This is a genomic window from Butyricimonas sp. DFI.6.44 (genome assembly GCF_022132345.1).
Classification (GTDB): domain Bacteria; phylum Bacteroidota; class Bacteroidia; order Bacteroidales; family Marinifilaceae; genus Butyricimonas; species Butyricimonas muris.
The window spans coordinates 1-25975 of the sequence record NZ_JAKNJD010000005.1; the positions used below are offsets into that span (position 1 = coordinate 1).

The window sequence follows — 25975 nt, forward strand, 5'->3', positions numbered from 1 at the left end:
CTTCAATCCCGTTTAGCTTGGTCCTCTCCGTGTCGGTCATGAACCTGTGCGTGGTGTCTTCCGTCAAGTCTGCTGCCTTTCCCGAGAAGGCAACCGCTTTCAGGTCCGAGAAAAACTTACGTATTTTCCCGAGCAACGAGGACAATTTCTCCCCGGACGTAACGTTCTCCCTTTTCGTGCTCTCCGAGAAAGTAACCGTTACATCCTTGGCGTTGCCATTATAATTTAACTTGCTCGTGATTCCCGTCGCGTCGACAAAACGTTTCCCCCCTTCGCTTGTTATTTCAAGGTAAGGAGTATCCTCGGGTTTTATAGACGTGATTTCCGCCCGGTAATCGTACGCTACCGGCTTAACTTTACCGTCCGTGTACACCCTTTCTAACGTGTTGCATGATAGGGTTAGATAAACGGGAAAAACTATATTACTAGCCCCGGGGAACGGCACGACTTTAAACGTCGGGTTATTATCGTGGTCAAACCCTTGCAAGGCAACGATTCCCGGGGATATACCCGGGTTTTCCCCGCCGATCTCGCACCCTTTGATAATGCATGGGCCGTATTCCTCGAAAAAGCTATCAATGATTTTCAGGCATTCCGCCTGTAAGTCTATCAGGTCCTCGCCAGCCCAACGGCGTACTCCTGTTACTTGCGTGTGTCTTTTCATGTTAGTTTTGAATGATTTTGTATCTCGTTAACGCTTGCTTGTATTTTTCTATTTCAGCCTCGATCAGGATTTTGTCCACGGAAGAGGGAATGTAAACGATGAAATCGGCATCCCCGAAACGCTCCTTGAGTTCTCCATCGAGGGGAACCCCGGCAAACGTGTTCTCTTCTTCAAGACCTATGGCCGGCATCATTGTCATTCCCTCTTCCTCCAACCCGACGAGCAACAACCCGTCATCAAACGTCACGACCTTAATCGCGATCGGCTCCTTGTACTTCTTCCGGAGGTAGCTCTCGAACACCTTCACCTGGCAGTTCACGTTCACCATCATCCGGGTGTTGTCCCGCCACCCGGAGAACGAGATAAACAACTCGTGCAAGGGGGTGATACACGATTGCAAGAACGCTAACCGGATGGGTTTCCGCTTGTGTGGAGGTAGCAGTTGCCTGACGAGATTTAAATAGTTTACTTTCATTTCAGTTCTTTTATTGATATCACGTTTAACACGCTTTCCCCGTCGTACTCGAAATACCCGGATTCCAGCTCGGAGTAGACATCGAATCTAACAAAGTCAGGATCGGAAACACCTTTTCGAGAGAGCGAAACTAGCGAGCAAGTGACAACCCCCTCGGCCGCCATGACGGCATCGATTAGCTTCTGGGTGTATATCATGCTATCAAACCCGATTCCGGCTTTAAACGTGTTAAGCGCAGTCAATACGTTCTCTCGCACGAGGGATAACGGGATCGACGGCTCGAACCACACATTCATGTTGTAACGTATTTTATCCTCGCTAACGCTAATCACGTCCGTTTCCACCCCGGCAAACTTTATCGCGTCTATATAAGCCGCGAAATTGTACTTTTCCTCCAGGCTCAACGGCACGATCTTGTTATCCTTGTCTAGCGTGGCCGCTTTTATTAATAGTTTATTATTATTTTCAGAGATAGCCACGACTTTCACGACTTGGCAATCCGGGGCATTTTCCGCATAATACAGCATGGCCGTTTTCTCGTCGAAGAGTAACTCGTGCCCGTTTTGGAAACGATAACACATTTCAGCGTACCAACGCACGGTTCCCGGGGTGATCTTGTTCGTGATAGTGTCGATTTCCGCTCTAAACTTGTCGAGAATAATTTCAAAAACATGAATCGCCACTGCGAAAATGTAAGCCCAAAGCTTCCATTCCGCCACCGTTGACGAGGAAAGTTTTACCCCCGTTTTTTCCTGGATGGTGACAATTATCGCGTTTTGTATCTCGTTGATTTGCCTCGCCATATATCTATAGATTAAATGTTGTCACGCTTGTTGTTATATCCCGGGTCACGCTATTTTTTACTAGCTTGCTACCCGTGTTTATAATTATTGTTGTTCCCGGTTTGACAGGTAGATCGATATAAAAGTCTTTGTCGGAAACGGGATCGATCCCTGTCGCTATTTTAGAGGTGTCGTCGTTTTCCAACGTGTTGTCCTCTAGGATTTCGTTAATTCCTTCCGTGGTCCCGTAATACTGGATTGCCAGGTCAAAAACCGTTTGATTCGGTTCAACTGTTATCGTCTTCATAGGCTGCACTCGCTATTATTTCGCCGTTTTGTATAGTTACTTTTTCCACTTTCATCCCGTCCTGCGCGAATTCTTTTCGAACCGTCCGGAGAAGATTCTCCGGGTCTGTCTCGTGGAGAAAATTTATTATTCCCACCCCACGGGCGGGGACTTCTTTATAATGCCCCTTGTCCGCCAGTAGAATGTCCTGCTGGTGTTGTTCGGAACTCTCGGAGTAATTTATATCTCCCCCCGAGAGATCGAGGTCGTTATCTCTTGTATTTTTAATGTCAATCATCACGATATCGTGTATGTAAATTTACCGGTTACTGCCCCGCCAGCCGGGGGGGCAACCAACCCGGTCGTGTATGTTATCTGCACGCTTTTTATCGCCTCGATCACCGTGTCCGCGATCTTGTCCGCCACCTTATCCAAGGCCCCATCTCGATCGTCATCCGCTTGATCCATCACGGCGGCAAAAGCGTCTTTTATCCCTTTTTTAATCGTGTTTTTAACTAGTGCCATATCTATTCCTCCAGATAATTGTTTAAATCCTGTTGAATCTTTATAAAGTCCGTTACATTAACCGGGGTACCGGAAGGGCCGACGGCGGTCGGGACCGTGAGTTTCTGTATCGCCGCGAGTAAATCGTCAAGTGTTTTTTTCAATCCCGACCCGGAGCGTGTTATCGTTATCCCCGCCGGGGTAATTCTAACCGTGGAGTTTTTTGCCTTCGCCAGGCAAGCATTTTTATCCACTTGCAGGGTCATGTCCGCCACTGTAAACAAAATTTTGTCTATCTCGGAAAACATCACCACGAGCAACTCGTTGGAACCGTCTATCCTGGCAGCCATCACGGTACTACCGACCCTCGGGATAAAACAAAATCCCGGCAAATCGGCTTTAACCACGCTATATAACCGTACATCCTCGTATCGCACGGAACCGGTATTGATCGTGCACGTCCTGTCCGTTTCGTTCACGCTCGCCACCGTCCCCGGAATAATAGTGTTATTTATTCCTTTAACGATTCCCCGGATATTCTCCCAAAATTTCGCGATATCTTCCATGTTACATTTTTAAGCCTAACGTTACTTGTCGACGAGCCCCGGAAGTCCCGAAAGTCGTTTTAACCGCCTCGATATAGTAATTCCCGTCCCGATCCGGGTAGGTTTCATCCTTTAGTTCCGCGATCATGCAAGGTTCAGCATAAGGGAACAAGAAAGTTTCTATCGTGCCCTCGTACCCGTCCCGGCTATACCGTTTTAATTCCAGCTCGGCGAGAGCCTTCAACTCGTTCATGTCCTCGACGTCGTAAAAATGTAAGGTTTTTACCGTTCCCCCGTCGGGACCGATTTCTCCCTCGACCCTCGTTCCATCTTTTTTAAAACAAATCGCTTTAACTTTCAATTTCATGTCCGAGGCGAGATGATATTTAAGTTCATCATCCCGGATAACATTATATCTCAACACGTATTTCACGGGATCACTCGCGATGTCGAACGCGCGACCGGCTATGATATTCTCGTTCATGTCGAAAAAAACATTAAGCCCGTAATCCGTTTTTAGTTTGCCTAGCACCCATGACACGGATTTATCATCAACGACAAAATTCCGGAGATTCAGGTTTATCACGTGCAGGATATTCAAACCACACTTTTGCAAACATTCCCGTAATGTCATGGAGCCGGAAAGGGTAACGCTTTTCTGCCTGGCAAGATAGAACGCGTCCTCGCACTCGATCTCCAGGGGCGTTTTGTAATTCAAGCGGCGCACGTATCCTTTAAATTCCTCGCTCATCATATCTCCATAACCGAGCTTGATTATTACTTTATCCCCGGTCCTTATCGCCTTGGCCGTTTCGATCGCGGTAGCGATCTCGTTGTTCTGTTTCAAAACCGCTGTCACCGGGACTTTTATCACGGCGGTCGCTCCCGGGGTCCGGATCGAACGGTTTATCTCGACCTCGTTTACCCCGGTAAAATGCTTGTCACCCACTTTTATATCACTTGCAAGAATATACATGGCTAATTTATTATTAATTCAAACGCCCTGTCCGTCACGCACCTGATTTCAACGACCTGCACGTGTTCGGTTTGGTTCATCCCGGGAATGTTTAATTCCTGGATCACGACCCGGTCGTTTTCCTCGAGAAAAACATCGGTTAAAGCGCATTTTAACTCTATGGCCTCGTTTATGTTGTATAACTCGTTTATTTGTTCTAGCTTTTCTTCCGGCCATTCCCCGTTGTTACCGATCAGGGCACCGGTAATGCTTATTTGATAATCGGAGAGATTTATTAACTCTTTCACGGAGCCTTTTCGCCCCACGAGAGGTGTTTCTATAATATTCTTCCTACCCGTCACGCTCACCAGGGCGCAGTCTATCTCGACTTCCTTCCCCTTGTACATGAACACGACAGGCATGAAATAATAATTCCCTTGCTTGTCCTTCTTGTACAATGTTGTTCCCTTGTTCGAGAGCGTTTTCACCGGTTCTTGTTTCGTTACAAGATCGTGATCCTCGCCCGTGTAACTCCCGGGTGTTTCCTTCCGTGGAAACCACACGCCCGGGAAAGGGAGTCCCTTGTACCCAACAACATCCTCCAGTATTCGCAAAACATTAAATTTCGTCATAAACGTTATTTATTTTCTTCATTAACTCTTTTATTATATAGTCGACGTTTTCCCTCGATGTCCCCTCGGGTACGTTAATGATAACCTGCTCGCAAAATTTCTCGAGGGTTATTTGCTTCCTGTCAGGTGTGGCGCTTCGTTTTTCCGGTACTTTTATCACGGGAATTTTAATTTCACTCGTGTCCAATTTCCCCGGGACGTTCCCCGTTGGAGAAGTTCCCGTGTTTATTTTCCCCGGCAAGGAAAATCTCTCCAGGATGGAAACGACACGTTTCACGTCCGATGCCACGCTTGTAATGGCGGAAGCCCCGGGAACCCTTGGCATGATTACCTGTTGCCCGGTATTCACGACCGGGTTGATCGCCGGAACGCTGACATTCGCGTGAAATGTCGGGTCAAATGTCGTTTCTCCCGGTTCCGGGATTTTCGGCAAGGAAAATCCCTCCAGGATGGAAACGACACGTTTCATGTCCGAAGCCACGCTTGTAACGGCGGAAGCCCCGGGAACCCTTGGCATGATTACCTGTTGTCCGGTATTCACGACCGGGTTAATCGCCGGAACGCTGACATTCGCGTGAAATGTCGGGTCGAGTGTCGTTTTTCCCGGTTCCGGGATTTTCAGCAAGGAAAATCCCTCCAGGATGGAAACGATACGGTTCACGTCCGATGCCACGCTTGTAACGGCGGAAGCCCCGGGAACCCTTGGTATGATTACCTGTTGCCCGGTATTCACGACCGGGTTAATCGCCGGAACGCTGACATTCGCGTGAAACGTCGGGTTGAATGTCGTTTCTCCCGGTTCCGGGATTTTCGGCAAGGAAAATCCCTCCAGGATGGAAACGATACGGTTCACGTCCGATGCCACGCTTGTAATCGCGGGGAGCCCGGGAACGGCTGGTATGATTACCCGGTTCTCGGTATTCACGACCGGGTTTATTGCCGGAACGCTGACATTCGCGTGAATGTCGGGAGAATATACCGGGGGTATGGCGGAAGCCGTGACCGCGGAAACTATTAAGGTAATCCCGGCGGCGATCTTTCGCACGTGGGTGGCAAGCTCTCGCGAGTTATCCGTTAGCGGACGCTTGTATTCTTGTTTTGACGGGTTATATTTTTCCGGTTGCCCCGCTTTCTCCCGGGGAAGTTTCGGGGTATTCATGCCCGTTCCAAGCCCGGTAAATCTTACTGGGGCAAGTTTCGAGGCGATAGCCGCGTAATCTGTCGTTCCTTTAGCGCTTGACAGGTCGACCGTTTCTTTTTTCCCTTTCCTGACCGTCGTTTTTAACGTGTAATCGTTTTGCTTGAACACGTCAGGAGTTATTCCCGGGGACGTGTTCCCCGGAACCTGTTCAGTTTTTTTCTTGTTTTGGCTTTTTCGCCAACTTTCGCTCCCTTCCGCCAAACCTAACCTGGCGGCTTCTCCCAAGTCCGTGAATTTTTCTTTCGGGAACAGTTTATTCCATATCTTGCCGACCCACCCAAAGAATTTACCGAGTACCCCCGTTATCTTGTTCCAAACGCGGGAAAAGAAATCCCAAATACCTGAGAAAACCTTTTTTATTGGTTCCACGAGCCAGGAGAAAGCCATCGATATGTAAGTTGTAACGGAACCACAGGTTTCCGTAAGCCAATCCCAAATACCGGAAAAAAACTCTCCAACGGCGGAAACACCACTCTTTATTCCTTCCCACAGGGTAACAAAAAAATTACCCACCGCTTTAATCCCGGTCGTGATCCCATTCCAACACCAGTTAAAAGCCGTGGCAATTCCACTCGCGACGCTTTTAGCGATATTCCACCAAAAAGAAAAATAAGGTTTTATTATATTGTTCCACGCGGAAGCTATTACCACCCCGATATTATGGAACACGGCTTTCACGACCTCGAACACGGCGAACATCCCTCGCCGGAAATTCTCGCACTTGTCCCAGAGAATTTTAAAAGCGGTCACCACGAGCGTGATTCCGGCGGCGATCCATCCAATTATCGGGATCGCGTAAATAGCCCGACCAACCGCCTTTATCGCCGTGGAAAAAGCGTAAGTCGTTGCCACTGATGCCACGGTGACCGCGTTATAAAATCCCATGGACCCAACAGAGGAAATTATGGCTTTCGTCCCGGAGAAAAGGGCCTTCGTCCTTGCCTTGATGGCGACCATCCAGGCACTCTCCGAGAAACAAGCCATTGCGTTTAGTCCCATCATCACGGACGCCGTTCCCTGGAAGAACGTAACGGTTCCTTTCACGTAAGGCATTATCGCCCCCGTAAAATTGAAAAGAGTAATCTTTAAATCATCCGTCCACGCTTTTTGCCGGGACATTTTCTCCGCGTAAGTGTCCATGATTATCCCGGCTTGTTCTACCGCCGTGTTCGTCCCCTGTATCGCCGTTTTATAACGGTCTACCTCGTCGAGCCCGGCAAGCAACGCGATAGCGGCGTTGTTATTTTCTTTACCGAATAATTTCGTGATAAGCGCGGTATCGTTCATCACGGAGCGAAGCGGTTTTAATCGTTCCGAGAGCGAGATGCTTTTGTTGGCTAGCGTGTTTATATTAATCCCGGCAGCCGTTAATTCCTCTTGCACGTCTTTCGGCAGGAAACGTCCCTGGCTTAACGTCGCCATGACGTTACGCAGGGCAACACCGCCCTCGCTGCCTTTTTTCCCGGCCTTATCCAAAACCTGTATCGCGGCGTTAGTTTCCGCGAAAGAAACCCCGGCGGCCTTGGCTGCCATTCCCGATTGTTCCAGGGCGGCTTTTATCGCCGGGAGTTCAGCGGACCCTTCACGGGCGGCCGCCGACATGATATTCATCATCTCGGCCATGGTACGGGCCGCTTTGGTGGGATCAGCCATGGATACCTGGAACTGGTTCATCGCGGTGGTTAAAACCTCGGCGGCGGCGGTCGTGTTGCCGCCCATCGTTTTGGACAAGATAGCGATATTTTTCCCCATTTCGGTCATCGCCCGGGGTGTTTTAGCGAGTTCCGGGGATAATTGCGATAACAATAACTTGTAAGATTCTACCGCCGTGGCCGCATCCCCGCCGAACGTTTTCGCGGTAGAACGGGCGTGTTTCTCGATTTCTTTCAAGCCATCCCCGGTCACGTTCGCGATTGCCGAAAGGTCGGCAAGGCTAGAATTTAACCCCACGCCGGGCGTGATGGCGTTGTCGAGTTTACTGGCGAGGGATTGAAGTCCCTGGTTAATGTTGTTAAAAGCGAAAGCACATTCCCCCATCCGTTTGATCGAGCTGGAAAGTTGCTCGAACATGTTCGAGGTCTTCCCGGCCGATCGGGTAACCTCGTTTAGCGTCGCCGTGGCGGATGCCCCGTTGACGTTAATGGTAAAACTATACGTGGTTTCGCTCATGTCGTTTTTTTTTATTACATTTGTGATATGATTATCACCGTTATCATCGGCATTATCGTGGGCATCCCGTTATTACTCGGGGTTATCTGGTGCCTGAACATGGTTTGGCTCTCGCTCGTGAACCTGTATCGCTCTGTCGTGGGATCGTCCAAACCTCGTGGTTGCCTGGGTGAATACCCCGGTGTTATAAAGCGTGTCTTCCGCTAATCTTCACTATCGAATAAACGGGCGATCCTGCTAACCCTGTAATCCTCTACCCATGTTGCCATTGCCGTCTGGTGAACCCATTCCTCGTCCGTCAACTCGTCCGGGTCAAGGTGGAGCGTGGCTCGAACGAGGGCGTCAGCCTGGAAAATGCCGACACTCTCGTTGATACCCGCCCCGGCTAGAGCTTTTTTAACTCGCCGATCTTCGCGTTCGTGATCTCGTCGATTTTTTGGCTAAGACCGTAGAAAATACTGTCGTCCTCGAGCATCTCGATATTATCCCCGAGCCAGCAATTTTTCAACACGATCTCGTTGTACTTGATCGGGTCGCCCTTGGAACCGATCGTGGCGGCCGATAAGGTTTTACGATCCGGTTGCTTCAAGTAAACGGTTTTTCCTTCAACCTCGTAGGCGAAGATCGTTTTATGCTTTTGTTTCCACGCTTCAATTTTTTGCTCGATGGTTAATTCCTCGTTTTCTGTTTTCATCATGATACTGTTTAAATGGGTTTTAAATGATCTTTAAATTCTGTTGAAAAGGGAGGGGGGATACCCCACCCGGTTAAGCCACGTTTTGTTTCGCGTCCAGGGCGATGAATGGCAAGGCAACTTCCATGTTCAAATCGCCCTCTTTCATGCCCTTCGGGGCCTCGGTAATGGATGCCCCGGTTACCTTGTCAACGGTCACGATTCCGGTCGCGCTCAGGTACGTGATAACGATGTCGAAATCCAAGTCCAGGATATCCTCGTGACCGGCCTCTTGCGCTGCCCGATCGAGGGCTATTAATTCGGATTGCAAGATCGTGAGAGTACCCTCGTATTCCCGCTTCCCGTGTTGCACGGAACGCCCTTTCCGACCTGCCCCGAATAAAATTTCTTTCGCTTTTTTTGCCTTGTACTCGATACCTCTCAGGCCCCCGATGTTCCTCCCGAGGACGAAAACGTTTATATCGCAGTACGTGTACTCTTTACTGTTAAACATCTTATTAAATTTTTAAATTTATAATGCCGGGTTCTCGAACGCCAGGGTCACGTTAATCTCTCTCAACACGCCAAGAGGCACGAGTTTGCAAGACACGTCCATCTTCCCCGTGCTAAGGATGTTTTGTTCCGGGTTTATGTAGGTCGTGAAACTGCTAACCTGGTCGCCCATGTTGGCGGCGATGGCGTTGTCAATCATGCCCTCGTAATTTTTACAGGCTCCAATTGCCATTTTCCCCTCATCATCAACCTTGATATTGTCGAGGATTTCATCGATATAGGTTTGATAAATTATTATCATTGCCTTGTCGATCACTCGCCCGAGATGTAACGAGGAATAATCGTCCGTTACCGGGGCCGCCATCGGGTCACCATTCAGGTAGCAACCATTTTTCGATACCAGGTTGATGAAAAAGATGTACCCGGCATCGTTTAACGCTTCCGCTAAACCGGACTTGGCGAGGTAGTCATCCCCCGAGGTGAAGTATCCCGTTGATGCCAACGCCCCGTTTTTCACCCGGCCGATGGACTGGTGTACCTCAACCCGGGAAGCTCGCCCAAGGATCATCCCGATCGCTGCCGTGTAGGTTTCCCCGGTAGGCGCGTCCGACGCCAGTACAAGAGCCACCCGGTTATAACTACCCTCGGAGGGTTTGTACAGTTTTTCGGTCGTCCCCGTCCACGCTCCCGCCGGGATCAAAACCCGGAAAGGCGCGATTTTCGCCGCGTAACTCTCTGCCGCCTGTTGCGCCGCCGTTGCTGCGCTTATGGCATCCGCGTCTATTCCTTGTTCCACGTCCGGGGTGTATTCCTCGGGCGGCAGTTTGTTCACGCCCAACAGGCGGACACGTCGACCGGACGCGTCAATCAATTTGCATAGAGGTGAACTCGCTTCCGGGGAGCACATTTGTGTTAGTGTCGTTGCTTCGCTAACAATAAGCAAGTGTAATTCCGCCCCGTCCCCGGCTTGAGCGTAAAACGCCTTGATTTCCTTGCTAGCGAGAGGGTTGTTTTCTTCCGTTATCCCTAGGCTGATCAAGTCCCTTGTTGAGCTTACCTGGTAATGCTTGTTAAGTTCCAGTTTTCCCTCGACGGCTTTTCCCGTTAGAATCAACCCGGCTACCCCGTCATCACTTGCACTTGTTTGCCCGAGCCCCCCGTTACCGAGGGTTATAATTACATTTGGTAATGGCATACTATTTTACTTTAATGGTTCGTATTTTTTCCTCGTTCTCCAGACCTCGTTGATGTAACTCGGCAAGGTTCTTATCTTTCGCCAGGAATACTTGCATATCGCTAGTCACGTGGAATAATTTTTCTTTCGGGTAGGCCTTGGCGTATTGCTCTATAAGGATTTCCTCTTTTGTTTTTGTTTCTTTCTCTTTTATTTTGGAGGTTTCGTGTTGTTCTACCGGGGTAATATCATCTTTCTCCGGTTCTTTGGTTTCTTTCTCTTTCATCGTTTATTTTTTAATACTCGTGTGATGTATGTTAGAAGTATTCCCACGACAATAAAAAACAAGTTGTTTTTTAAGTGTTCCCAGTTGGAAATTTTCTCGATATTTTGTTTCTCGTTTGTGGCGGCACGAAGCCGGGCAATCTCTCGGTTCTTGTTCTCGATAATCAGTTGTAAACTGTCACAAGTTGACGTGATATACACGATACTGTCCCGGTACTCGATTTTAATGGCGGCTTGTTTATCCTTTTTTTGGAATACGGCCCCGGGCGGTAGCTTCATCACGTCTTTAACAGGAAGGCGGAGGTCTACTCGTGCCGGGGGAATCTGAACGAGTTCCCGGGTTATCTCCGTTTTCTCGATCACGCTGTCCGTTACAATTTGGTTTTCCCTTAGAACTTTTTTGACCCCGCAACACTGCATCGACAGGGCATACAGCGTAATAACGGCAAATATTACGCATCTCGACAGCACGACGGATAAAACCGAGTTCCTTGTACAAGTTTTTGATGTCATCACTTTGATTTTTTAAAGTCGTGGATAGATTCTCGTAAGCCTCGTTAACAGCCTTGTCTGATTGAATTTTTCTTTGTCGCTTGTTAAAGAGCCACGTTATAGCCCCGGCAAGCCCGGAAGGCAGAGCCCATTGTAGTATATCTATCCACATACTTTATTAATTTGTAATTGTTACTTCCCGGAGTAAATAGCCCCGATATACTTGCCTCGAATTGGTAAAGCGGTGAACCGTTGCTGGTAACCGATCACGTCACCTCGTTCTGCTGGGTCTTTGTATTTCACGAAAACATCCATATCACCTGATGCTCGACAAACTTCCGTGGCACAGTAGCACAATGATGCTTGCGTGTCATTTTCTCCCTTGGCGGCCCCGAGAGCCTTTTTGTTTCCGGTTGTAGTGTCAAACAAGGGGAGTCCGCTGTAAGAGAATAAAGAGAAACTGAATAACTTGCCGGAAGTTAAAACTTCCTTGTAAAGTTTCATGTCCTCGGCCATAAGATCGGCAAGGTGAACTGCATTCAACACGGCAACGAGCGAGTTCATGTCCACGTCGAGCATCCTGAATTTCGCTTCCATTTGAAGAAAATCTTCAAAAGAAACCTTTTTAACTCCCGAGGCGTTGACAGCCCCGGAACTGGCAATGACGGGCGTGAATTCCCCGTCCTTTGTTGGACACCAGTTGTGAGCGGCAAAAGCGGACGTTTTCTTGATGAGTGCGTTCCGGTGTGAACGAACAACACTTTCCATTTTGGAATAGGAACTTTCTTTTTCCTCGATGTTACGCACGATAGTGTTTTTCGTGTCGAAAGTGTGCAATAACAATTCTTTCGGTATATCTTCACGTTGTGACGATGGAACCGGAAAAACGTCATTGTCTATCAAGACTTCCGGGTCAACTCCCGCTTCCGCTAGATTTAATTTATTCGCGTCTACAAATTCGCTCATGTCGACGGAACGAGATAAAAATGATGTATCTGGGACAAGTCCTTCTTTAATCAGGGTGAGCCAAAGTTCTCTTTCAATAGCCATATTTTTAGCGTGTTAAAGGTTTATGATTTTTTTTTGATTTGCTCGTACAAATCGGGAGCGTCGATTTGTAATTGTTTAAGCCCGGGCATATCCTTTTGCATCCAGGTTAGAAGCGTCCAATTCTTTCGATCTTCCGGGATAGCCCCTTGCCCTTGTATAGGCGTTACAGTGGCGGCTAAACTTTGTTTTGCGGGAATAGACTCGATCGTGACCCTTGTCGTTTCAAAATCAGCCAGGGCGAGTTTCACGAAAGCATCCTTTTTGTCGGCGGTTATTCGTCCTTCCTTTATGGCAAGGGTTACCATTTCATTTACTTGCTTTTCTTTTTCTGTCTGCCTTTCATTTTGTAGTTTCTGGAAATTACTTTCGGCTGTGTCTGCCTTTGCTTTCAACTTGACGATGGCAGCACTGATCGTGGCTTCATCCGCATTTCCTGTAATCCCGAGAGCGACAAGAGCCTCGGCTGTCAATTGTTTTTCATTCATTTTCTCATTTATTATGGGATTTGTTTTGGTAGAAAGTGACAACTTGATAATGTTCTCGACATGACATTTAACGTTCGTGTCATTCACGATACAGTGGTTAGAATCGTACACTTTTAACGTTATGGCTCCGGCATTACTCGGTACGCTAACGGTTGACCCCTCGAATAATTCCCATTTTGTCACGTAAATATCCATGTCTTTCGTTGTTGGGTTTTCCCGGTATTCTGCCGCGAGAATTATTATTCCAGGAGAGGCTCCGCGCAAGTAGCCTCGGTCTACTTTGCCTCTTAACTTAACGGCTTCCGGGTCGCCCTCGTCAAACTCGGGGTCGGCAAGTAAGCGGGTGTCTTCTACACGTAAATTGAGCCATTTCCCGATCAATTGCGTGAGGTCATGGTTGTTTAACATTACTGGGTTCTCGTTAAAGCGGGAAAAATCGCCCCCGGCGTTTAACAGGTAAAAACCGTGAGAGTTCTTTTTCGTTTCGTCGTTCAATACAAATGTTGCCATTCTTTCTTTTGTTTTTCGATGCAAAAATGCGATGTCGTGAATTGTTTATCAAAAAGAATTTCAAGGTATTACACTATTTTTTAACAAGTAGAGATGATAAGTTTCTTTTGCAGAAAAAAGAGATGGTAAAAGCACCCAAACACAAACTTTATCCCGTGGCGGAAACCCTGTTCATAGAACAGGGGATGACTTGTACAGCCATCGCCGAGAAAATAGGAATAACGGAAACGACCTTATCCAAGTGGCGCAACCTTATGGAATGGGATTCCAAGCGGGATAAAATACAATCAACCCCGGTTAAAATTCGGGAGCTCTTGCTTGAGGAAATGAAGTCGGTTTCCGAGGGTAACAAGGCAAAAATTGACGCTGACGCGCTATCAAAGATTAACAAGGCTTTGGTGTACTTGGAAGGGAAAGTTTCTCTTTCCGTGGTTATTTCCGTGTTCATGGAGTTTGATAATTGGATGGCAGAGGTAGACCCGGTGGAAGCTGTTAAGTTGACCGGGTATCACAAGCAGTTTATAAATTATCGTGCAGAACAGGATTCGTTAAAATGATACGGTAATATGGCGATAGATCAGAAATTTCAAAAACAATTATCCAGGTACGAGGAGCATTGTCGTCGGATCAGTAAGGCTACATTTATAAATATAAATGAACGCGCTACCGATAAGGTTAAACGTGTTAGAGAACTGGAAATGAATTATATCCAGTGGTTTGAATACTACTTCCCTAATTATGCCCGGGTAAAGTGTGCTTGGTTTCACGAACGGTTTGCCAAGGACATTATAAATAACCGGGAAATATACGAGTTATTGGAAATTTATCGATCCGGTGCGAAGTCGGTACACGCGGACATGGGAATTCCGCTTTACCTGATGTTTACCGGGAGAATGAAATTTATGCTCCTGATAGGTGAAACAGAGAGAAAAGCGCAAAAATTACTGTCGGCTTGCCAGGCTCAGTTACAGTTTAATAAACGACTTGTGAATGATTACGGTTTGAAGTTTAAATTGGGAGATTGGTCGAGCGGGGAATTTTTAACCACGGATGGTGTGCGATTCATGGCTCTGGGGTTCGGGCAAAATCCCCGTGGTGTTCGGGAGGAAGATCAACGACCGGATTACATTGTTGTGGATGACGTGGATAATAAACGACACGTGAATAATGATCGTTTGATGAGGGAAGGTGTGGAGTGGATTTTTGAGGATTTAATGGGCTGTTTTGACGAAACGGATGGTTCCGTTAAGCGGTTTGTTTTCGCGAATAACAATTTTCACAAGAATAGCATCACCAATAGGCTTAAGACGCAGTTCAAAGTTCAGATAAACAAGGCTAGAGAGGGAGGACAGAAACCGACATATAAAATATTGAGTGTTCCGGCAGTTAAAGATTTGAACACCTTCGTGCCGAATTGGCCGGAAAAGACATCTTCTGAATATTGGCGTAATAAATTCGCGAATACTCCTTATCGTTCTTTCATGCGTGAATATATGCACGTGCATATTCAGGATGGGATGGTGTTTCGAATGGAGGATATGCAATGGAAAAAGATGTTGCCACTGAGAGAATATGATGCCCTTGTATTTTATGGCGACCTTTCCTATAAAGCGGCGGCGTGTCACAAGGGTATGATCTTGATCGGGAAGAAAGACAGGGAATTCCATGTATTACACGTGTTTTTGCGACAGGCATCCCGGATTGTTTTGGTGCGATGGTTGTATGACTTGTACGAGAGCACGGAACTAAAGGACTGTAAAAAAGTCCGGTACTGGATCGAGGGGTTATTTTCAATGGACGAGTTCGTGAATGATTTTGATGCCGAGGGGGACGAGAGGGGGTATTATATCCCGGTTAAGGCGGATAAACGCCCGAAAGATAACAAGTATGACCGTATCGAGGCATCACAAAGTTTTTTTGAACGCCGGAATGTTTATTTCAATATAGACGAGAAGGAATCTGCCGATCAAGTTGAATTGATCGATCAATACCTCGCGTTTGAAAAGGGAGGGGATGCCCCGGTTGACGGACCGGATGCGGCCGAGGGGGCATTCAGTAAATTAAACGTTGTAACCCGGAAACAGAAAGGAAAATATCGTTCAGGACACCGGGAAAGTCGCAAGTTTTAATTTTAAAATTTTAGATATGAGAAACATCAAGTACATCGTTGTACATTGTACAGCAACGGCACAGTCTACCAGTATCGAGAGTATAAAACGGTACTGGAAAGAAAAATTGAATTGGAAAAGCCCGGGTTATCACTACCTCGTTAAGCCGGACGGGGATATTGTCACGTTATTGGACGAGGATAAATCGAGTAACGGGGTTTCCGGGTATAATTCCGTTTCCGTGAACGTGTGTTACATCGGGGGGATTGATAGAAATGGAAAGGCTGTTGACAACCGGACGGAAGAACAGAAAGCCTCTCTTGTATTCCTGTTGGAACAACTAAAAGAAAAGTATCCCCGTGCCACGATAAAGGGACACCGGGATTTTTCTCCCGACCTGAACGGGAACGGGGTGATTGAGCCATCCGAGTGGATAAAGTCTTGTCCTTGTTTTGACGCATCGACAGAATATAAAAACTTGTAGCCATGTTTATAGAACCCGAGGAATTAAGAACGGCAATACATGAATACACGTTGGGGCAGATAACGACAGACGATGTTGTTATCCGTTCTGCTATTTTAATGGCTATACAGGAGGCGACGAGTTACCTGAACGGACGTTATGATTGTGTGGTTATATTTAACGCGACAGGCGAAGAACGTAACGCTTTGGTTCTCGAACACTGTAAAAGTATGGCAGTGTGGTATATCATACGGTTGTCAAACGCAGACCTGCTCTTTGATAAGGCAAAAATTTACTATGATAACGCTATTGATTGGTTTAAACAAGTTGCCGGGGTGGGGAGTTCCGGGAAAAGCATCGCGGCAGATTTACCCGTGAAAAAGAAAGACGGGGAAGTCGTGTTAAAGATACGTTTTGGTAGTAATAGAAAATTCAAACATGATTTCGAGGATTAATACCCGTTTAAAACCTGTTTAAAATTCGATATAATGGGAAATAAAAAGTTTAATGATAAAATACCCGACAGGGGTAAAAAGAAGGCTAATTTAGCCTTAAATGACAAAAATGGAAAAATGCAGGGCAAAAGGGAAGGATATGTCCGAAAGATCGTGCCTAAAACTATTTCTCGTACTCGTGCGGATATTAGTTCATGGAAAAGCGCCCTCCGGTCTGCTGATAACGTGGAGAACCCTAGACGGGTGAAGTTGTACAATCTTTACAATGATATATTACTAGATGCTCACTTGACCTCGCAAATAGAGTTAAGGATGCAACATACCCTTGGGGTTCCTTTTGTTTTTAAACGGGAAGACGGGAAAGAGGCGGAGGACGAAACACGGCGTTTAAGGGCTTCTCGTTGGGTAACAGAATTGAATAAACAAATATTGTGGTCTACCTACTTCGGGACTACTCTTGTCGAATTTGAAATGAAGGGAGAAGATTTGCAAGTGATAGCTTTTCCTCGTAATAACGTGATCCCGGAGAAAGGGATATTGTTATTATCGGAAGATTCCGACAGGGGAATAGAGTACCGGAATATTCGGGAATACGGGACTTGGATTTTAGAGTTTGGGAATGAACATGATTACGGGTTATTAAATAAAGCCGTCCCGCACGTCTTGTTTAAACGTTTCGCCCAAAGTTGTTGGAGCGAGTTATGCGAGATTTACGGGATACCACCCCGTTACATAAAGACCGACACGCAAGATGCCGAAATGCTTGATCGGGCAGAAACTATGCTCCGTGACATGGGATCGGCAGCTTGGTTTATTATAGACAGTACCGAGGAATTTCAATTCGCGAAAGGGGCTGATACAGATGGGGATGTCTATAATAATCTTATTTCACTTTGTAATAGCGAAATTTCATTACTGGTCACGGGGGCGGTTATCGGGCAGGACACGGTAAACGGGAATAGGTCGAAAGAAGAAAGTAGCATGAAACTGCTTGATAAACTCGTGCAGGCTGACAAGACTATGCTTGAAAGTTATTGGAACGGGATAGTTATTCCTGCTTTGGTGCGGATCGGAGTGCTTCCTAAAGGTTTAAGCTATTGTTTACAACAGGAGGAAGACTTGGAAAAATTGTGGAGCATGACACGAGAAGCCCTCCCGTACATGGAGATAAATCCCGAGTGGCTGAAAAGTAAGTTTGGGATCGAGGTGACGGGTAGGAAGGAAATACCGGGTAGTGCCTCCTTGCAAGTGGACACGTCCGGTTTTTTCGATTAAGCCCCGGGGGAATGACCGGGGCGATTACTAGGCTTTACGCTTTAGCGGGGTGCGAGCTTACCATCAATGACGAGAGTAACGAGGCGGATTCATTAATAGAACCTTACCTGGAAGGTATTTACTCGGGAGAATTGAACGGGGAAGAAGTACTTGAAAAGGTTTACTTTCATAACGCCAAAGTGTTGTTGGACGGTTACGAGAAGGGGTATAACAAGAGATTCTTTTCTCCGGACTGGACGGTAAAGGACAATAACCTGCTTACCAGGGTGCAAAATAATATATTCGCTTTTTCCGGGGCAAAGTCCTACGCGGAGATGAAGGAACTCCGGGATGCTGTTCACGAGAACGGGAACCGTCTTTCTTTTACCGATTACAAGCGTAGGGCTCGTAAAATTAACGTGGCATATAATGAAAATTACCTGGAAGCGGAACGGCAAGTAGTAATATCCTCGGGGACACAAGGCAGTAGATGGTTAGATATAGAGGATACTGTTGATGAATACCCGTATTTAGAATACGTGACCGCGAACGATGAACACGTGCGGGAGGAACATCGTAGGCTTCACGGGATTATATTGCCTGTAAATGATCCGTTTTGGAATTATTATTATCCCCCGAACGGTTGGCGTTGTCGTTGTTCAACCCGTAAACGTTCAGAAAGGGAATACGAGCAGAAGAAGCAACGTCACGAGAGCCGGAACCGGGAATCGTTACCGGATTCAGAGCAAGCTCAAAAAATAGCCGGAAAAGTGGTTGCTAAACCGTTTAGGCATAATGTGGGAACCTCGGAGATATTTGATAAAGACGGACACCCTTATTTTAAAGCGAATGCTAAAGCGAAGGCGGTACAACTTGCCGCCGTGAAAAATTACGGGATGAAACCTGTAAAAGAGATTTACGGGGATGTTCGGAATCTTTCAAGGTACAAGGGCGAGATAAAAAACGAGATCGATTTCATGGATTACTGGAATATCCTAGAATCGCATCATGGAAAGCCGGGAGAGGGATTTAGGCTTGTGGATAAAAAAAACAAGATTTTGGCGACATTCGATAATGATTTAAAAGCTAAAATTTTAAGTCGTGAAAGATATTCGTACTTTGACGAGGTGATTGAGGTGTTTACTTCCCCGGATGAGATATGGGGAACCTACAATAGTAGTGAAAGATACGGGACCGAGTTTTTTGACGTGTACGTTAAATATTACGAGGATAAACCTATTGTTTTGCTCGTGAACGAGGATGGGCGGGTTGATAGTTTCTACAAGTTGAAAACAGTTGAACAGGTTGAACAATTTAGAGCCGGGTTATTAAAACAAAGAAAGTAATAAAACCTTGTGTTGCACCCCCGGCTTTTCAAGCCCCTGCGGTTTCCGGTTTTATTACCTTCTTTTATATCACAATATTACGACAAAAAAATTAAAAAGCAATGAGAGATATTCAAAAATTCGCCAGGGATATGAAAGTTAGGGCGGTAAAGTTTAACGGGTTATCCAGAAAGGTGACCGTGTATATCGCTGGAGCTGCTGAAAAAATGAAAGACGCCAATTTTTCAGCGGAGGGGTTTATATCTAACGGGGTGACTCGATCGAGATGGAAGAAACGTCACAGGGAAACTTCACGTTCTCGGGGTAAACGTGTTTTGTTTGATACAGGAACGTTACAAAATAGTGTCAAGGCCAAAACCTTGGCGGAGCGGGTGTCCGTTGGTGTCGATCTTACAAAAGTGCCCTACGCTAAAGCACATAACGAGGGTGGACGTATCATTCAGTACGTGCGACCATTCACCCGGAAAAGAAGGCAGGCGACTAATATCAAGACTCATCGGCGTGTTTTGGTCGGGGGGCAAAAAGTTCGAGGTTTTGTTCGTCGGCTTAATATGCCCCGGCGACAGTTTTTAGGGTATTCACCCGATATTATAAAAAGTGCCAATAAAGACATACAACGAGAGATTGACAAGATTTTAAAGACCATTTAAACACGCTTTAAAACTCATTTAATGATATGAAAAATGTATTTATAGACGTTCAGGAATTGATAAAAACAGTACCGGGGATTAGGTACGTGGGGGAAGATTGGGGACAACTTAATTTCTCTCAACCCCCGGTTGATTTCCCCTGTGTTCTGATTGATTTGGGTGAGGCGGAGTTTTCCCAGGCAGGACAAAATACACAGCAAGTTATTGCTACCTTAAATGTAACAATAGCTGATATTCGTTATAATGGTGTATCTGCTCGATTACCGATAAAGCAACAGGAACGAGAGTTTGAGATATTCTCTTTAATCGAGAACGTGAACAAGAAACTACACGGGCACGGGGGAGAAACATACTCTCGTTTAATGAGGATAAGTTTGAAAAATATGCTTCGGGAAGATGCTGTTCGGGAGTTTGTTATGACTTACAAATTTGCCTACACGGACATGACTGGTGAATCCAATCTAACGAAGTATCCTGTTTCTCCAAAAATTAAAATATATGTAGAGAAAAGTATAAGATAAACGTGCTTTTTTTTAATGAAAACTTTATGATTGTAAATTTTGTTGATATATTTACACTGTCTAAAATATATCATGAATGGATAATTTTGTATATCATTACACAAGTATGGAAGCTGTTCCTAGTATTGTTAATCGAGAAAATTTGTGTTTTTGGGCAACTCATCATCGATTTTTAAATGATCCTAATGAAGGGGTATTTGGTAAGAGATTGCTTGATGAATTTTTTCCTGAATATTCATCTTTATTAATGCCAGATGCTTTTATATTATCATTATCGCAGGATATAAATTCCATTCCGATGTGGAGTTCTTATGCAAACAAAGCACGTGGTGTAGCCTTAAAAATCAATAAAAATGTATTATCTCCTAATATAGCAAATTTTTCTAAATGTTTTTATGGAGAAGAGGCAAAAGAAAGCTTTAAACAATTTGCTAATTTTTATCGTAAAAGTCATTGTTATCCATTAGAACTATCTAAGGATGCTAGTACAAAATTAGTTGCAACTTTTTTAAAGTATTTTATAGGCGAACTTAGTTATATTGGTTTATTATGTGGAGCAAAAGATGGGGGGTATTGTTATGAGAAAGAGGAACGTTTTTGGGTTATTGCAGACTCTTCCTCTAATATAAAGTTTCGAGTTCGTGGTGATGTCATTATTCCTTATGTTGATATATATATGCCTAAAAATGCTTTGGAAGAAATAGTGATAGGGCCTGCTAATAATTCTGAATTGATCGAATCATCATTACGTTTTTTTTTAGCTAATAATGGATATCCTCATGTTAAAATATCAAAATCTAATTTGCAATATAGAGGCTAGATAATAGCTGTTTGTTTAAATTTAATTATCAATAGTATGTCTGTGAATCAATATTATAAAGAGCGAAATTTGAGAAATATAGGTTTAAGTGATTTGTCAAAATCTATTTATCGAATAATACCGATAGCCCATTTAGAACTTATGTTACAGGAGAGAACTTTAGCATTAGCAAAAACGAGTTCATGGGAAGATGTTTATGAAAATTTTTTCTTTAAAGAGAAATTTTTTACGCAAGGTACTAGGATTACAATGGAGCATCTAGGTAATAAAATTTTTGGTCAATGTTGGAGTCTTTTTCGTGATTCAGATGCTATGTGGAGAATCTATTCACATGATAAAAGAAGCGTGAGAATAAAAACAACAATTGGCAAATTATATGATACTGTATATTTAGATGATAATTGTATGGCATCAACATATATAGGTGCAGTAGAATATAAAAGTCCTAAGCTATTAGATGAATGGATAAAAGAAAATAACCGTGTGTCTGTATCAAATCTTTCAAAAATCATGATAGAATCACTTTTTTTAAAAAGATATAATTTTAGTCATGAAAAAGAAGTTCGTGTGATTTATCAACCGGCTAGTAATTCTTCAGATTGTTCTAATACGTTAAAAATGTATCCAATAGATATAAATGATTTTTTAGAAGAGGTAACTTTTGATCCTCGGGCTGAAGATGTTTTCATGCACGATTGTATAAAAATGATTACTACATATAATTATCCAATGTGTCGTGTGAATAAATCGTCTTTATATGATTTTAAACAAGTTAATATAGATATAATTAACTGATATATGAACTGTTAATCTAAAATGAATTGAGTTCTATCTTTTGTAAAAGAAATCTTTATACTTTATTAAGTGTGTAATATAATTATGAAAACGATTATTTTTAAATTATTTAATGGGCAGCAACATCTTAATCTTTTTAAACTGAGAAATGGTGAAGTTGTCCATATTTCAACTGAGGATTTGCCGCAAATTGGGAAATCTATTATCCCTGATATAGCTTGTTATATTCAAAAGAAAAAAGCAAATGGTGAAATTGAAGGTATAACAGCTTTAGCTTCACGGGAAGATGTAAGTGAGTATACAATTGAAGAGGCTGTTAAATATTATGATTATTATGAGGTTTCAGAAACCGATTTTGAAATAAAAGAGATTTGAATTAAATTTTAAATTAGTATCAATCACATAGATTGGTACTAATTAAGTTGTTTGTTTTGAAATCTTATAAATAATATTTATAAGAGTGATGTGTATTCTTTGTAATATAATACCTGTTGATTTTATTGCACTGAAAATCAATAGTATGTCGTGAGGTGTAGAGTTTGCGAAGGTTTTAATTTTGGAAATACTCTATTTAAAATTGAATTTTTAATTGAACTTCATTTGCCGTAACCTCGGGTGCTTGTACTTTCATGTACTTTAGGTATGAATGATAACAGATCCCGAACCGGGGATAGATATATTTTCTCCATACCATTTTGTAACATTTGGCATGGTTCTCCGGTTCGTAATATTGTTTGGTAATTTCTTGAATAACCCGAGCCCTTAAATAATATCCTTTCTTGTTGTATGCCATTAGTTTTTTTATTACGATCTTTGCATGAAATTTTGAATTATCATGTGGGATTAAAATTTATTAGTTATGTCTTCATTGCAGTTTTTTGTTTCATTGTTCCGAAAATCTTTTTCTTGTTACAAGATTAATGTCGGTTCTGCTATTTTAATCTATTTCGCTTATGTTCTAGTGACTTATATGTCATTATCTCTTGTTTGGGATAAATTTCTATTATTCGAATTTGCCAAGCAAGTTGCATTTGCGGGAGGTTTTTCTGTTTGTATGGCTATGATGATGGGTGCATATCTTCCTTTCATAGATACAACAAAAGGAGATGTATGTAGGTTATTATTATATTTTGCAATTATTGTCATGATAGCTTTTTTGTATTTGTATTTCATTTGTGGTAGTTACTTGATTTGGTTTCCATTTAGTTATTTTATGGGATTATTTAATGTTGCAATAGACTCGTGGAATCGTAAACGACGAAAAGCTAAATTGGCTCTGTAAGTTTATTTCATCCGGTTTTCTAGCATTAATTCCATTGCTTTAATCAACGCACCGAGTTCATGTTCCGTGTATTGGAGAATCGGTTTCTTGTACTTCCCTCGTTGCTTGACAAAACGCCCGAGGCGGGCATTGTCTGCTACCATGCGCCCGAGGCGGGGATGCATACGTACCCACCCGAGTTGATAACAGAGTGAAAGAATGTACCTGTGTCGATTGTTAGTAAAATCTACACGCCCGTAGTCCTCGTCCGTGCCGAGATCACTTATAATTATTGCGACTTCGTTATCGGTTAGATCAGAGAGAGAGGAAAGGCGGCGTTGCACGAGGTTCTCGCAAATCTCGTGACGAATTTCCATTAACCCACGCTTGGATAACGTGGAAAATAGGGTCTTGTGTGCCGTGTTCGTGTGGTTCATCTTGTCTTTATTATTTAATTTGTTCCCGGGGGCGGAGTCGAACCGCCTCGGTGACCGTCCGGGATTATGCTTCTGTCATTCCTAGCGGGATGCTTCTCCATGTTCCATTTTCGTCCTTTACCTCTGCCCGGACGTAAGTTTTAGAGGTTATTGGCTTGTAAGCTGCCTCGATCGTTCTAACACCCTCGATAAAGCGAGAATCTCCGGATTTGTCCGCCATTTGACGTAGTTGCATAACCCGGGAAGGTTTTAATGTACCTTTTTGATCTTTGGCGAGAAGACGCATTACTGTATCAACAAGAATACGGCTGTTGTCGTCTTTCGCGAGGCTTGATATGTATTCTTTCACGATACTGATTCCCGCGTCTACCGTGTCGTCGTAATTGTCGATGGTGTTATTCCCTAGCGTGATCCGGCGGTTTCCCTCGGCATTCATAAAGGCGTGACTATTTTGGCTTTCTTTCACCTTATAGAGTTCGCGTTTCATACTTAAAGCTGTGGAGAATTCCTCGTAAACCTGCTTTTTCGCTTCTCCCAATCGTGTGCTTATTTTTTCAAGCGTGGGGAATAATTCGTCGACCTTGTTACTTACCAGCTCTTTATATGCTTGTTTGTCGTTCTCTTTTTGTTTTTCTTTGGCTTTTTCAGCCTCTAGGGCTTCCTTTGCCAGTTGTGCCCGTTGTTCCGGTGTTAATTCATTTAGATTCATTGTTCGTTATTGTTATATGGATAGATGTCCACGGTTAATACTTTCTTTACCATTCCCGATCCGTTACATACCTTGCAAGGTTCTGAATCGTATTCGTTATCCCGGTTTTTACCGATATAAACTTCTTTTTTGCCCGTTCCCCCGCAATTCCGGCAGATGTCAATTTTTACACTTCTCCAAATGGAAGTAGCGGTTTCTTTTCTTAAAATGTTTTGTGTCATGATGCTTTATTTATTTAATAGTCCATACTTGTAAAAGAACTTCTCTGCCCATTTGCCACGTACACCCCAAACCAAGGCTCCGTTTATTTTCATTAATGTGCTTTGTTTCACCCGGTCAAATTCGACGTAGACTTCCTCGATACCGTTTTGTCCCATTTGTGACCGGGTAACGCTAATGATGTCTTTTGTTATCTCCTTTTTCATATTGTTTCAGTTGTTCCGGTTAATAGCTTCACGGCAAAACGAGCGGGGAAAGAGGTCGCGTTAAGTTTCTCCAACGTGTAATCCTTGTACATATCGACAACTTGTCGAGTACCCCACACGGAAGGATGTTTTTCCAAAACGGAAGTAAAATCTATGTTTCTGATGTCGATTTGTTGTCGTACCCAATTCCAGTATCTCCGGTCTGATTTGAAAATATTTGCTTTATCTCCCGGGTATCGGTTCTCCGCGGCTTTGCAGCCGATTTCGAGTATAATCATGTTATACTCGTAGTCATTTACTTCTAGAATCTTTTTGATCTCCATAATCACGTTTTAAATGCCGTTTAAATGGTGTTTAAATTCTCGAATTCTCGCTTGTATAAGTCTAGGTCGATTTCGCATCCTTGTATCTCGGCGGCTCTTTGGAGGCTAACGAGAGTGTCATTTAAATCACGATAATTCGTTACCGTTTTGCAGATGCGATTGATCACGTACTGGTTGTTCACGCCAATTTCTTTGCATATATTACTTATTTCACTACTGTCTATCTCCCCGAGGAACTTCGTTTTGCTTCCGGCTAGAAACCGGGAATATATTTGTGGGGCAATCCCTTTCTCGGTATCATTCATGTTTTTAATTTTCCTATGCCAGTTAGGAGTCCCGAGCACCATAAAAGCGCATTGACCTTTTAAACTATCATACAATGCTTTTATTCGTCCCCATGCGGCAAGTTTTAAATTCTCTGCCTCGTCAAAAACAAGGATTGGTTTCACGTTACATTCTGCCAAGAATTTTAATTTCGTTTCAATGGCTCTCCTGATGCGGCTTTGTGACATCTCCTCACTAACGGGAACGCCGATTTCGATGGCAATATATCTTATGAAGTCACGTAAATTGAAGTCATTCGCGCAAGTTATTATGAATGACCCCATCGGGTATTTATCTCGCATTTTTTGAATCGCGTAAGTTTTGCCTGATCCCGTTGCTCCTATGATTGATTTTGCCGTGCTGCCACTTTTGGCTTCTATAAAATCATTTTCAATATCAAGGTATTGCTCGGTTTCAAAGGCTCGCCAGTACTTGTTGTCTAGTTCGTAACCGATAAATTTTGCGATCCTGTTAAAGTACAAGTCTTTTATCACGGTGTTGTTGAAAACAAACTTTCCTGTTATCAGCCCGGTAATCATTGCGTCAATGTAAGCGATATTCACTTTTGCGTCTTTCGCTAGTTTGTTGCGACTGTAAGTTTTGCTGTCACCGGTGATGTCCATGTGTGCGACGTATTCTTGCATACGCTCCACGATAGTTGCTTTTTGATCCTCTGTTAGTTTCATATT

The 25975-nt window shown here is 44.1% G+C and carries 36 protein-coding genes; 13 read left to right on the forward strand and 23 right to left on the reverse strand.

The genetic code is table 11. The features are described 5' to 3' along the window. From L0M98_RS07925 to L0M98_RS07970, 10 genes are all read right to left on the reverse strand, one after another. Positions 1 to 664: hypothetical protein (locus L0M98_RS07925; RefSeq protein WP_227215471.1), on the reverse strand; the 664-nt coding region annotated here is incomplete at its 3' end. Between the two features lies 1 nt (position 665). Next, complete coding sequence (locus tag L0M98_RS07930) at positions 666 to 1139, reverse strand: hypothetical protein (protein WP_227215472.1); 474 nt, start codon at positions 1137 to 1139, stop codon at positions 666 to 668. After that, positions 1136 to 1942, reverse strand: a complete 807-nt coding sequence (locus tag L0M98_RS07935) for a hypothetical protein (protein WP_227215473.1) — start codon at positions 1940 to 1942, stop codon at positions 1136 to 1138. The genes L0M98_RS07930 and L0M98_RS07935 overlap by 4 nt, the downstream gene beginning before the upstream one ends. Before the next feature lie 4 nt (positions 1943 to 1946). Continuing rightward, positions 1947 to 2228 (reverse strand): hypothetical protein, encoded by a 282-nt coding sequence (locus tag L0M98_RS07940; RefSeq protein WP_227215474.1) that lies wholly within the window; start codon positions 2226 to 2228, stop codon positions 1947 to 1949. Further along, positions 2209 to 2505, reverse strand: a complete 297-nt coding sequence (locus L0M98_RS07945) for a hypothetical protein (protein WP_227215475.1) — start codon at positions 2503 to 2505, stop codon at positions 2209 to 2211. The genes L0M98_RS07940 and L0M98_RS07945 overlap by 20 nt, the downstream gene beginning before the upstream one ends. Further along, positions 2505 to 2732: a hypothetical protein gene (locus tag L0M98_RS07950; protein WP_227215476.1), complete on the reverse strand. Its 228-nt coding sequence runs from the start codon at positions 2730 to 2732 to the stop codon at positions 2505 to 2507. The genes L0M98_RS07945 and L0M98_RS07950 overlap by 1 nt, the downstream gene beginning before the upstream one ends. 2 nt (positions 2733 to 2734) lie before the next feature. Continuing rightward, a complete protein-coding gene (locus L0M98_RS07955) occupies positions 2735 to 3277 on the reverse strand; it encodes a hypothetical protein (protein WP_227215477.1) in 543 nt (180 codons plus the stop codon). Position 3278: 1 nt separating this feature from the next. Beyond that, positions 3279 to 4232, reverse strand: a complete 954-nt coding sequence (locus L0M98_RS07960) for a hypothetical protein (protein ID WP_227215478.1) — start codon at positions 4230 to 4232, stop codon at positions 3279 to 3281. A 2-nt stretch (positions 4233 to 4234) separates the two neighbouring features. Next, complete coding sequence (locus L0M98_RS07965; protein ID WP_227215479.1) at positions 4235 to 4843, reverse strand: DUF6046 domain-containing protein; 609 nt, start codon at positions 4841 to 4843, stop codon at positions 4235 to 4237. Then, positions 4830 to 8213, reverse strand: coding sequence for a phage tail tape measure protein (locus L0M98_RS07970; protein ID WP_237961683.1), 3384 nt, complete (start codon positions 8211 to 8213; stop codon positions 4830 to 4832). The genes L0M98_RS07965 and L0M98_RS07970 overlap by 14 nt, the downstream gene beginning before the upstream one ends. A gap of 27 nt (positions 8214 to 8240) precedes the next feature. On the opposite strand from L0M98_RS07970, the gene L0M98_RS07975 reads away from it, so the two are divergent. Then, a complete protein-coding gene (locus L0M98_RS07975) occupies positions 8241 to 8420 on the forward strand; it encodes a hypothetical protein (RefSeq protein WP_227215481.1) in 180 nt (59 codons plus the stop codon). A 178-nt stretch (positions 8421 to 8598) separates the two neighbouring features. On the opposite strand, the gene L0M98_RS07980 is transcribed toward L0M98_RS07975, so the two are convergent. From L0M98_RS07980 to L0M98_RS08010, 7 genes are all read right to left on the reverse strand, one after another. Beyond that, a complete protein-coding gene (locus tag L0M98_RS07980) occupies positions 8599 to 8910 on the reverse strand; it encodes a hypothetical protein (protein WP_227215482.1) in 312 nt (103 codons plus the stop codon). A gap of 70 nt (positions 8911 to 8980) precedes the next feature. After that, positions 8981 to 9400 carry a hypothetical protein gene (locus L0M98_RS07985; protein WP_227215483.1) on the reverse strand — a complete coding sequence of 140 codons (420 nt, stop codon included), beginning with the start codon at positions 9398 to 9400 and terminating at the stop codon, positions 8981 to 8983. An 18-nt stretch (positions 9401 to 9418) separates the two neighbouring features. Continuing rightward, on the reverse strand, positions 9419 to 10594 hold the full coding sequence (locus L0M98_RS07990; RefSeq protein WP_227215484.1) for a DUF2586 family protein: 1176 nt from the start codon (positions 10592 to 10594) through the stop codon (positions 9419 to 9421). 1 nt (position 10595) lies between these two features. Continuing rightward, positions 10596 to 10859 carry a hypothetical protein gene (locus L0M98_RS07995; protein ID WP_227215485.1) on the reverse strand — a complete coding sequence of 88 codons (264 nt, stop codon included), beginning with the start codon at positions 10857 to 10859 and terminating at the stop codon, positions 10596 to 10598. Then, a complete protein-coding gene (locus tag L0M98_RS08000; RefSeq protein WP_227215486.1) occupies positions 10856 to 11371 on the reverse strand; it encodes a hypothetical protein in 516 nt (171 codons plus the stop codon). The genes L0M98_RS07995 and L0M98_RS08000 overlap by 4 nt, the downstream gene beginning before the upstream one ends. Positions 11372 to 11542: 171 nt before the next feature. After that, entirely contained in the window at positions 11543 to 12400 is an 858-nt protein-coding gene (locus L0M98_RS08005) for a hypothetical protein (protein ID WP_227215487.1), read from the reverse strand. 20 nt (positions 12401 to 12420) lie between these two features. After that, positions 12421 to 13395, reverse strand: a complete 975-nt coding sequence (locus tag L0M98_RS08010) for a phage protease (RefSeq protein WP_227215488.1) — start codon at positions 13393 to 13395, stop codon at positions 12421 to 12423. 107 nt (positions 13396 to 13502) lie between these two features. On the opposite strand from L0M98_RS08010, the gene L0M98_RS08015 reads away from it, so the two are divergent. From L0M98_RS08015 to L0M98_RS08070, 12 genes are all read left to right on the forward strand, one after another. Further along, positions 13503 to 13952: a helix-turn-helix domain-containing protein gene (locus L0M98_RS08015; RefSeq protein ID WP_227215489.1), complete on the forward strand. Its 450-nt coding sequence runs from the start codon at positions 13503 to 13505 to the stop codon at positions 13950 to 13952. Between the two features lie 9 nt (positions 13953 to 13961). After that, positions 13962 to 15524, forward strand: a complete 1563-nt coding sequence (locus tag L0M98_RS08020; RefSeq protein ID WP_227215490.1) for a hypothetical protein — start codon at positions 13962 to 13964, stop codon at positions 15522 to 15524. A gap of 16 nt (positions 15525 to 15540) precedes the next feature. Beyond that, a complete protein-coding gene (locus L0M98_RS08025; RefSeq protein WP_227215491.1) occupies positions 15541 to 15987 on the forward strand; it encodes an N-acetylmuramoyl-L-alanine amidase in 447 nt (148 codons plus the stop codon). Positions 15988 to 15989: 2 nt separating this feature from the next. Further along, positions 15990 to 16421: a phage protein Gp36 family protein gene (locus tag L0M98_RS08030; RefSeq protein ID WP_227215492.1), complete on the forward strand. Its 432-nt coding sequence runs from the start codon at positions 15990 to 15992 to the stop codon at positions 16419 to 16421. Positions 16422 to 16454: 33 nt separating this feature from the next. Continuing rightward, on the forward strand, positions 16455 to 17696 hold the full coding sequence (locus L0M98_RS08035) for a phage portal protein family protein (protein ID WP_227215493.1): 1242 nt from the start codon (positions 16455 to 16457) through the stop codon (positions 17694 to 17696). An 11-nt stretch (positions 17697 to 17707) separates the two neighbouring features. Continuing rightward, positions 17708 to 19021, forward strand: coding sequence for a phage head morphogenesis protein (locus tag L0M98_RS08040; protein ID WP_227215494.1), 1314 nt, complete (start codon positions 17708 to 17710; stop codon positions 19019 to 19021). A 101-nt stretch (positions 19022 to 19122) separates the two neighbouring features. Further along, positions 19123 to 19671, forward strand: a complete 549-nt coding sequence (locus L0M98_RS08045; protein WP_227215495.1) for a phage virion morphogenesis protein — start codon at positions 19123 to 19125, stop codon at positions 19669 to 19671. 26 nt (positions 19672 to 19697) lie between these two features. Then, entirely contained in the window at positions 19698 to 20192 is a 495-nt protein-coding gene (locus L0M98_RS08050; protein WP_227215496.1) for a hypothetical protein, read from the forward strand. Between the two features lie 76 nt (positions 20193 to 20268). Then, a complete protein-coding gene (locus L0M98_RS08055; RefSeq protein WP_227215497.1) occupies positions 20269 to 21012 on the forward strand; it encodes a DUF2971 domain-containing protein in 744 nt (247 codons plus the stop codon). A 36-nt stretch (positions 21013 to 21048) separates the two neighbouring features. Beyond that, positions 21049 to 21807 (forward strand): DUF2971 domain-containing protein, encoded by a 759-nt coding sequence (locus L0M98_RS08060; protein ID WP_227215498.1) that lies wholly within the window; start codon positions 21049 to 21051, stop codon positions 21805 to 21807. Between the two features lie 84 nt (positions 21808 to 21891). Beyond that, positions 21892 to 22182, forward strand: coding sequence for a hypothetical protein (locus L0M98_RS08065; RefSeq protein WP_227215499.1), 291 nt, complete (start codon positions 21892 to 21894; stop codon positions 22180 to 22182). A 484-nt stretch (positions 22183 to 22666) separates the two neighbouring features. Then, on the forward strand, positions 22667 to 23089 hold the full coding sequence (locus L0M98_RS08070; RefSeq protein ID WP_227215500.1) for a hypothetical protein: 423 nt from the start codon (positions 22667 to 22669) through the stop codon (positions 23087 to 23089). Positions 23090 to 23091: 2 nt separating this feature from the next. Here the strand turns inward: L0M98_RS08070 and L0M98_RS08075 are convergent, their stop codons facing one another. From L0M98_RS08075 to L0M98_RS08100, 6 genes are all read right to left on the reverse strand, one after another. Beyond that, positions 23092 to 23505: a hypothetical protein gene (locus tag L0M98_RS08075; protein WP_227215501.1), complete on the reverse strand. Its 414-nt coding sequence runs from the start codon at positions 23503 to 23505 to the stop codon at positions 23092 to 23094. Between the two features lie 64 nt (positions 23506 to 23569). Next, positions 23570 to 24214, reverse strand: a complete 645-nt coding sequence (locus L0M98_RS08080; RefSeq protein WP_227215502.1) for a DUF3164 family protein — start codon at positions 24212 to 24214, stop codon at positions 23570 to 23572. Beyond that, entirely contained in the window at positions 24211 to 24435 is a 225-nt protein-coding gene (locus L0M98_RS08085) for a hypothetical protein (RefSeq protein ID WP_227215503.1), read from the reverse strand. Before L0M98_RS08085 ends, L0M98_RS08080 begins: the two co-directional genes overlap by 4 nt. Before the next feature lie 6 nt (positions 24436 to 24441). Further along, positions 24442 to 24639: a hypothetical protein gene (locus L0M98_RS08090; RefSeq protein ID WP_227215504.1), complete on the reverse strand. Its 198-nt coding sequence runs from the start codon at positions 24637 to 24639 to the stop codon at positions 24442 to 24444. Then, positions 24636 to 24962, reverse strand: coding sequence for a hypothetical protein (locus L0M98_RS08095; RefSeq protein ID WP_227215505.1), 327 nt, complete (start codon positions 24960 to 24962; stop codon positions 24636 to 24638). Before L0M98_RS08095 ends, L0M98_RS08090 begins: the two co-directional genes overlap by 4 nt. A gap of 20 nt (positions 24963 to 24982) precedes the next feature. Continuing rightward, positions 24983 to 25972: an ATP-binding protein gene (locus L0M98_RS08100; protein ID WP_227215506.1), complete on the reverse strand. Its 990-nt coding sequence runs from the start codon at positions 25970 to 25972 to the stop codon at positions 24983 to 24985. Between the last annotated feature and the right edge of the window lie 3 nt (positions 25973 to 25975).

Bases quoted from the DNA above. Each gene is read 5' to 3' on its own strand.
- L0M98_RS07930 (WP_227215472.1), bottom strand. From the start codon at position 1,139: ATGAAAGTAAACTATTTAAATCTCGTCAGGCAACTGCTACCTCCACAC.
- L0M98_RS08070 (WP_227215500.1), top strand. From the start codon at position 22,667: ATGTCTTCATTGCAGTTTTTTGTTTCATTGTTCCGAAAATCTTTTTCT.
- L0M98_RS07990 (WP_227215484.1), bottom strand. From the start codon at position 10,594: ATGCCATTACCAAATGTAATTATAACCCTCGGTAACGGGGGGCTCGGG.
- L0M98_RS08075 (WP_227215501.1), bottom strand. From the start codon at position 23,505: ATGAACCACACGAACACGGCACACAAGACCCTATTTTCCACGTTATCC.
- L0M98_RS08030 (WP_227215492.1), top strand. From the start codon at position 15,990: ATGTTTATAGAACCCGAGGAATTAAGAACGGCAATACATGAATACACG.
- L0M98_RS08055 (WP_227215497.1), top strand. From the start codon at position 20,269: ATGGATAATTTTGTATATCATTACACAAGTATGGAAGCTGTTCCTAGT.
- L0M98_RS08095 (WP_227215505.1), bottom strand. From the start codon at position 24,962: ATGGAGATCAAAAAGATTCTAGAAGTAAATGACTACGAGTATAACATG.
- L0M98_RS07980 (WP_227215482.1), bottom strand. From the start codon at position 8,910: ATGATGAAAACAGAAAACGAGGAATTAACCATCGAGCAAAAAATTGAA.
- L0M98_RS08085 (WP_227215503.1), bottom strand. From the start codon at position 24,435: ATGACACAAAACATTTTAAGAAAAGAAACCGCTACTTCCATTTGGAGA.
- L0M98_RS07995 (WP_227215485.1), bottom strand. From the start codon at position 10,859: ATGAAAGAGAAAGAAACCAAAGAACCGGAGAAAGATGATATTACCCCG.
- L0M98_RS08040 (WP_227215494.1), top strand. From the start codon at position 17,708: ATGACCGGGGCGATTACTAGGCTTTACGCTTTAGCGGGGTGCGAGCTT.
- L0M98_RS08090 (WP_227215504.1), bottom strand. From the start codon at position 24,639: ATGAAAAAGGAGATAACAAAAGACATCATTAGCGTTACCCGGTCACAA.
- L0M98_RS07950 (WP_227215476.1), bottom strand. From the start codon at position 2,732: ATGGCACTAGTTAAAAACACGATTAAAAAAGGGATAAAAGACGCTTTT.
- L0M98_RS07970 (WP_237961683.1), bottom strand. From the start codon at position 8,213: ATGAGCGAAACCACGTATAGTTTTACCATTAACGTCAACGGGGCATCC.
- L0M98_RS07945 (WP_227215475.1), bottom strand. From the start codon at position 2,505: ATGATTGACATTAAAAATACAAGAGATAACGACCTCGATCTCTCGGGG.
- L0M98_RS07955 (WP_227215477.1), bottom strand. From the start codon at position 3,277: ATGGAAGATATCGCGAAATTTTGGGAGAATATCCGGGGAATCGTTAAA.
- L0M98_RS08050 (WP_227215496.1), top strand. From the start codon at position 19,698: ATGAAAAATGTATTTATAGACGTTCAGGAATTGATAAAAACAGTACCG.
- L0M98_RS07960 (WP_227215478.1), bottom strand. From the start codon at position 4,232: ATGTATATTCTTGCAAGTGATATAAAAGTGGGTGACAAGCATTTTACC.
- L0M98_RS08065 (WP_227215499.1), top strand. From the start codon at position 21,892: ATGAAAACGATTATTTTTAAATTATTTAATGGGCAGCAACATCTTAAT.
- L0M98_RS07965 (WP_227215479.1), bottom strand. From the start codon at position 4,843: ATGACGAAATTTAATGTTTTGCGAATACTGGAGGATGTTGTTGGGTAC.
- L0M98_RS08060 (WP_227215498.1), top strand. From the start codon at position 21,049: ATGTCTGTGAATCAATATTATAAAGAGCGAAATTTGAGAAATATAGGT.
- L0M98_RS08010 (WP_227215488.1), bottom strand. From the start codon at position 13,395: ATGGCAACATTTGTATTGAACGACGAAACGAAAAAGAACTCTCACGGT.
- L0M98_RS08025 (WP_227215491.1), top strand. From the start codon at position 15,541: ATGAGAAACATCAAGTACATCGTTGTACATTGTACAGCAACGGCACAG.
- L0M98_RS08020 (WP_227215490.1), top strand. From the start codon at position 13,962: ATGGCGATAGATCAGAAATTTCAAAAACAATTATCCAGGTACGAGGAG.
- L0M98_RS08100 (WP_227215506.1), bottom strand. From the start codon at position 25,972: ATGAAACTAACAGAGGATCAAAAAGCAACTATCGTGGAGCGTATGCAA.
- L0M98_RS08035 (WP_227215493.1), top strand. From the start codon at position 16,455: ATGGGAAATAAAAAGTTTAATGATAAAATACCCGACAGGGGTAAAAAG.
- L0M98_RS07940 (WP_227215474.1), bottom strand. From the start codon at position 2,228: ATGAAGACGATAACAGTTGAACCGAATCAAACGGTTTTTGACCTGGCA.
- L0M98_RS07985 (WP_227215483.1), bottom strand. From the start codon at position 9,400: ATGTTTAACAGTAAAGAGTACACGTACTGCGATATAAACGTTTTCGTC.
- L0M98_RS08000 (WP_227215486.1), bottom strand. From the start codon at position 11,371: ATGACATCAAAAACTTGTACAAGGAACTCGGTTTTATCCGTCGTGCTG.
- L0M98_RS07935 (WP_227215473.1), bottom strand. From the start codon at position 1,942: ATGGCGAGGCAAATCAACGAGATACAAAACGCGATAATTGTCACCATC.
- L0M98_RS08045 (WP_227215495.1), top strand. From the start codon at position 19,123: ATGAGAGATATTCAAAAATTCGCCAGGGATATGAAAGTTAGGGCGGTA.
- L0M98_RS08005 (WP_227215487.1), bottom strand. From the start codon at position 12,400: ATGGCTATTGAAAGAGAACTTTGGCTCACCCTGATTAAAGAAGGACTT.
- L0M98_RS08080 (WP_227215502.1), bottom strand. From the start codon at position 24,214: ATGAATCTAAATGAATTAACACCGGAACAACGGGCACAACTGGCAAAG.
- L0M98_RS07975 (WP_227215481.1), top strand. From the start codon at position 8,241: ATGATTATCACCGTTATCATCGGCATTATCGTGGGCATCCCGTTATTA.